Annotated in this window: 4 protein-coding genes; all 4 read left to right on the top strand. The window is 51.1% G+C overall.

From position 1 onward, the window contains the following. The first annotated feature begins 70 nt into the window (after window positions 1-70). Window positions 71-1,342, top strand: a complete 1,272-nt coding sequence (locus ACP5KC_RS08300; RefSeq protein ID WP_428287252.1) for a hypothetical protein — start codon at window positions 71-73, stop codon at window positions 1,340-1,342. Window positions 1,343-1,369: 27 nt separating this feature from the next. Next, entirely contained in the window at window positions 1,370-2,653 is a 1,284-nt protein-coding gene (locus tag ACP5KC_RS08295) for a glycosyltransferase (RefSeq protein WP_428287251.1), read from the top strand. Between the two features lie 11 nt (window positions 2,654-2,664). Continuing rightward, complete coding sequence (locus ACP5KC_RS08290) at window positions 2,665-4,647, top strand: DUF3131 domain-containing protein (protein ID WP_428287250.1); 1,983 nt, start codon at window positions 2,665-2,667, stop codon at window positions 4,645-4,647. After that, on the top strand, window positions 4,644-6,088 hold a 1,445-nt coding region (locus tag ACP5KC_RS08285), incomplete at its 3' end, for a hypothetical protein (protein ID WP_428287249.1). The genes ACP5KC_RS08290 and ACP5KC_RS08285, both read left to right, overlap by 4 nt.

The raw sequence follows: 6,088 nt of genomic DNA, 5'->3' as shown, positions 1-6,088 counted from the left end.
GCACACAAGCTAATACCAACCCTAGGATACTCGTACCTAAACACCCCCTCATTCTACAGGCCGAGCCTGGGTGAGGCTGAAGGCTGACCCCAATTTGGAAGACTACACTGATAATAGAGCCTTGAAAAGCCTTTACGCACACCTAGCACTCCTAATCCTGACGGTCACCATAGGATATTTGCCCTCAGCAATTTCCATATCTCGGCAGTCTGAAAGAGCTGTGCCCCTAAACCTCAACCTGACACTCAACCCCTCAAGCTTAACGGTAGATAAGGTATCTGTTCAGGATGGAAGACTAGAAGTATCCTTTCGAAACACCTCCCGGGAACCCGTAAAGATAGGGGTGCTAGCTCTAAAAATCACTGCACCCTTCAACACCAGCTGCATGATATCTGCTCCTCCTCTGCTAAGTCTTACAGTACTAACATGCAACTACAACTCAAGCCTAGACAAAGCCTTCAAACCCTACCTGCTCCGGCCTAGCGAGAACCTAACAACGATTATTTTCATCACTCCAAGCATTACACTAAGCCAGCCCAACTGGAGTGGAACAGCACAAGTAGAGCTAAAGGTCGGGAACTTCACATTCATTAAGAAACTTAATTATATGGTAAAGATATCCGGAAAGCTGGAAGCCCACCAAGACGTTCTCCGGCTTAAAATAAATCTTGAGGGCAACTCTTCGGTAAAAGTAAGTTTTCACTCTATGCTACAGGCGAGAGCAGCTAATATCCTAGGAATACTTGAAGCCAGAGCGTTTAATTGCATAACAAATCTCTCGTTAGGCAGAGATGCCCTTGAGATAGATGGATCCGCAATGCCCCCTGCAACCCTTAATATCACTCTAAGCCTAGTGCCACCCAATAGTGTTGCCGGAGGCTACCTTGCCTCTGCAACCCTGCAAATGGGGAACGTGAAAATTAGTAACGCCACAATCCCACTGTCCTCTGCAAAAACCGTCAACATTAAACAAGCAACAATCCCGTACGTCTTTAACTTAGAAGTACCTGATACAGAGACAGGTTATGTTCTTGTAGCCGTTGGACAGCACATCTACAACGTAACCCTGAGCGAGGGAAAAGGATCCTTCGCTGCTAGTGAGGCCTTCTGGCCAGTCCTCACAGGGGTAGAAGTAAAACCGCTGAAAGTTGCAACAACGGAAAACGGTGTTGTAAATACAAGTCCTGCTGTTTCATCAACAGGCGGGATACACATTATCACCGGGGGTATGACGTTGGTGCTCTTATCGTTTCTTATTCTCTTAATTCTCTATCATTTCTTCTCGTTGCGGAAGATAAAGGAGAAGTGCAAGCCTTTCACCGAGATAGTGATCGAGCCCTAGAAAACCGTTTAGTCATAAGCTATTCGGATGCTTGGCGTGCTATCTCTCACGAATATTTTCTTCATTATACTAGACGCGTTCTCCACATTTGCTCTCCTAGCAATCCTCGGTTGGACCCTATACCACACACCAATACTCGTCGCAGGACTAATAGCCCGGAAAAGTCTCCGGAACACACAGCCACCCCCGCTTAACACGCCGAGGATATCTGTTATAGTACCGGTAAAGGACGAGGGGGCAAGGCTCACGAGGTGCCTCGAGGCAATCTTCTCTTCAGACTACCCCAAAGACAAGCTAGAAGTAATAGTCGTGGATGGAAGCTCTGACAACAGCCTCGAAGCCCTTACGGGGGAACTCTCGAAGAAATATGGGGCAGCGATTAAATATATCCGTGAAGAAAACCCTAGCGGGAAGCCCCACGCCCTAAACACAGGTCTAGCACACGCAACCGGGGAAATAATATCAGTATTCGATGCAGACAACATACCTTCACCCGACGCTTTCCGGAGAGCCATAGCACGATTCAACGATTCTCGAGTTGCAGCTATACAGGGCGTTACCGAGCCGCTAAACAGTACAGACAACATGGTCACGCGGATAACCTCCAAAGAGGAGAAGATATGGTTCCAGATTCTCCTACTGGGCAGGTGGCGGTTAAAACTATTCACCCCCCTCACGGGGAGCTGCCAGTTCATAAGGGCTAGCGCTCTCTCAGAGGTAGGCGGGTGGGGCGAAGACGAGCTGGCCGAGGATCTGGAGCTCTCCTTAAAACTCTTCAAAAAGGGATATCGGGTCGAGTACGCGCCCGACGTTGTTTCCCTGCAAGAGGTTCCTACAACTTTGAGGGGTCTTGCCGTGCAAAGGCACAGGTGGTATAGGGGGTACATGGAAGCCCTTATACGACATTTTAAGGATTTGGCCTGGAAGGGCGTTAAAGGGCTTGACGCTATAGTTCTCTCGGGGGGGCCTTACCTCATGGTTTTCAGCTTTATAGCTATATCAGCATGGCTTCTCTCAATGGTTATACCCCACACCAACCATTTCGCCGCCCCGGTATCTCTTATAGCCATGCTTAACATCCTCTCACTCTTCACGGTGAGCCTGGCACTCATCCTGGGAGACAGACCCATGACCCCTAAGAATCTGGCATGGATACCCTTTATCTACATCTACTGGTTCCTCCTTACAGGCGTCGCTACATTAGCGATAGTAGAGATGGTAACAAGGAGGCCGAGGAAATGGAGAAGAACACCTAAACATACTACAACTACAGACCAGACCATTAAAGTAGCCGCCCCCGTATCGCAGTGAATAAAAAAGGCTTGGTTTTTACAGCTGTGCTCACAGCCATACTCCTTACCACCCTACTCCCCCCACCTGAGCTCCCTCTCACTCAGACCGTCGCACAGCCACCTATAGACTGGCTAGACCTGGCAAGGACAGCCTGGAACTACTTCAAGCCCGGGTTCGGTGTAAGCCAGCTCGGCATAAACTACGCGCACAACACCTGGCACTATATCACCGACTGGGATCTAGGCTGCTACCTATCGGCCATAATAGACGCGGAGGAGCTAGGGATATTGCCCCGCGATGGGCCCTGGGGCGCAGACGACAGGATAGAAAAACTCCTGAACTTTCTAGCAAATAGGCCGCTACACCCTAGCGGCGTCCCCTATGACATCTACAATGCAGACACTATGGAGCCCTACGGTAATGCGCCTTCAAACCCTAGCGACGCAGGCAGGCTCCTGATAGCACTCTACAGGCTGAAGCAGTCCAGGCCCCGGCTAGCTCCTAGAATAGACTATGTCGTGCAACGGAACGGCTTCTCAAAGTTTGCCGGCGGAGTACAGACAAACGGCTTCTACGGCTATTACATTGCACATGGCTTCTACCTGTGGGGCTTCACCACGCCAAGAGTTATAGAAGCGGTTCAACTGCCCGATAGACTCTGGGGGGTAAGCATGGTATACGTCTACGGCGTAAACCTCCCGATTGTCGAGATCACAATGGAGCCCATTCTACTGGCAATATTCGAGATAAGCCCACAGCCAAGCTTCTGGGAGTGGGCTAACAGGGCCTATGAGGCACAGGAAAACAGGTTCCGCACCACGGGCAAGTTCACAGCGTTCACAGAGGGCTCCCTACCCAACCCGCCCTACTACATCTACGAGTGGATAGTCGACATATACACTGGAGGCACCTTCGACATAATGGCGGGAAGTGGCAAACAGTCCATGACACCCATAGTCTTCACAAAAGCAGCAATAGGCATGCACGCCGTATGGGGAACCAACTATACCTACCGCCTCCTCCAATACGTCCTGAAGACCAAGACAAGCAACGGTTTCCTGGAAGGGGTAGACGAAGTGGGCAACATCAACTACATACTCACAGACAAGACGAACTCTATGATAATCAGCGCGGCGAGATACGCCATAAAAAAAGCCAAGAAGATATCCATAGCAGTTCCCCAGACCCTGCAAGCCTACCAGGGCGACACCATACAGGTACAGGTTCAGATACTCCATGAGATACCCCTACCAGTCCAGCTCTCCCTAGATACTCCTCCAGGCATTGTAGGGATCATCACCCCCTCCCAGGGAACAACAAACTTTACAGCCAAGCTCCAACTGAGAATCTACGATCAAACTACTCCCAAAGACTACAACGTCACACTCACAGCAACAACTCTCTCAGGCAGCTACTCGTCCACGCTAACCATAACGGTAAAGCCTAAAGGCTACACACTCACAGTAATAGCCCTCGACTCCCGCGGGAGACCCGTACCAGGAGCACAAGTCACCGCCTCAGGGATAACAATGACAACAAACTCATCTGGAACACTGACCTTCAAGCATCTAAACTCGACAGTCAAGCTGGAAGTAAAATACGCAGGTATCACAGTCTGGGGCCCCAAGACTCTGAGCTTAGACAACGACACCACGATTACTACAAACCTCTCTCTGCATGAACTACAAGTCCTAGCCATCACCCCCGAGAAGAAACCTTTACCCGGAGCCCTCATAACAGTAGAGGTCAACCACACAGAAATCTCCTCAGCCATGACCAACACCACGGGCTACGCTACAATCCCCCGCGTGCCGAGAGGAAACGTGACGATACGCGCCTACACTCTCGACAAACAGGTACTGCTTGGCGAGTGGCACGTCCAAGTCACAGGCGACGGCGAAATAGTAGACCCCTACCTTACCCCTCCAAGTAGGCTTGACCCACTCTATTTCCTCCCTCTGCTTGCAACCGCACTAATTCTCTCAAAACCCAAGAAACGGGAGTTAAAATGAACCGCAAATACCTCCTACTATCCTTCCTCACACCCCTCCTGGTTAGAACAGTGCCAGAGATTCTCTCATGGCCCTACCCAATAGGATTCGACACCCTGATCTATGCAGGCGCCGCCATCAACGAAAAAGCACTCCAAGCCCCGCCCCAGCAAATATTCAAGACGACCAGCCTCCTCTACATCATCTACACCCTCCTCTACAAGCTCCTTGGAGACCCCCTCCTGCCGGCGAAAATCCTCGGCCCCGTACTAACCGGCCTCGTGGGTCTCGCGGCGTACCACCTGGCAAGGACGCTGAGCTACTCCGAGAGAACAGCCCTCCTCGCTTCAGCGCTTGCCACAACGTACTTCGTCGCCCTCAGGGTATCCTGGGAGATGTACAGGCAAATGCTCGCAACAATCTTCCTACTAGCATACCTAGCAACAGAGTCCAGAAACCCGAAAGGATTGAAACTACTCGCACTACCAGCACTGGCATTCCTCACAGCATGGAGCCACGAGTTTATCACAGTAATACTCATGACACATGCATTCATCCAAACACTAACCTCACCCAGCCTCAAAAAAGCAGCCCAAAGAGCACTGCCATCACTACCAGCCGCTATACTCTTCCTCTACCAGCTCTACAACCCCCAGAAAAACACACTCGAAGTATTCCACACCACCCTATACTACCCATCACAACTACAATTCACCGCATACGCCCTAGGATTCCTCGCGTACCTCTATCTACCACTGGCACCCCTACTAGCCTTCGGCCTCCAAGCACTAAAAACCCCGCCCCTCAAGAACTGGACAGCCACATGCCTCACCCTAACCCTCCTCCCAGCCATTACACCAAACATGGACTTCCTCTGGTTCAGATGGACAATACTCCTAGTCTACCCTATAGCCTTCGCCTCCGCCCTCGGCGCCGAAAAACTCCTAAACGGACAGACACCACTCAAGCCTCGCACAGCACGTGTCATAGCCTTATCAACGCTCATCCTAAACGCCGTGTTCACCGCGACATACCTCGTCCTTCCGCCCGAGCACCAGTACAACAAATACTTCGGCGACTGGAACCCCTACAAACACTACATCCAAACCTCAATGCTCCAAAGCTCCATCCCCCTCCAGGACGTCGAGCCCACCATACAGGCAGCACTATGGGTTGACAGCCAGCCAGGCAACAAGACCCTGGTTCTACACGAGGCATTCCACAACTGGGCACAACTCTACGCCAGAAACACCAAGCTAGTAAGGGTGAACGAGCAGAAACTCTCCTCCCCAATCCGCGAAAACACCTCTAGACTCCTGTTGACTGCGGCGCAAGCCTACTCTCGCAATTCAACAGTCTATACAATCTGGTGGCTCAACAACACCTGGTACAACATGACCACACCACCCCCCCAGTTCACCCCCGTAAAAACATTCAAGGACATAGCCGTGTACATCTACAA

It is taken from the genome of Infirmifilum sp., assembly GCF_049970975.1.
GTDB classification, from domain to species: domain Archaea; phylum Thermoproteota; class Thermoprotei; order Thermofilales; family Thermofilaceae; genus Thermofilum; species Thermofilum uzonense.
Note: the sequence above shows the minus strand (reverse complement) of the source record. Positions and strands in the feature narration are given on the sequence as shown.

What these genes read in the sequence shown, in the direction of transcription:
- ACP5KC_RS08295 (WP_428287251.1), top strand. Translation starts at nt 1,370, where the DNA reads ATGCTTGGCGTGCTATCTCTCACGAATATTTTCTTCATTATACTAGAC.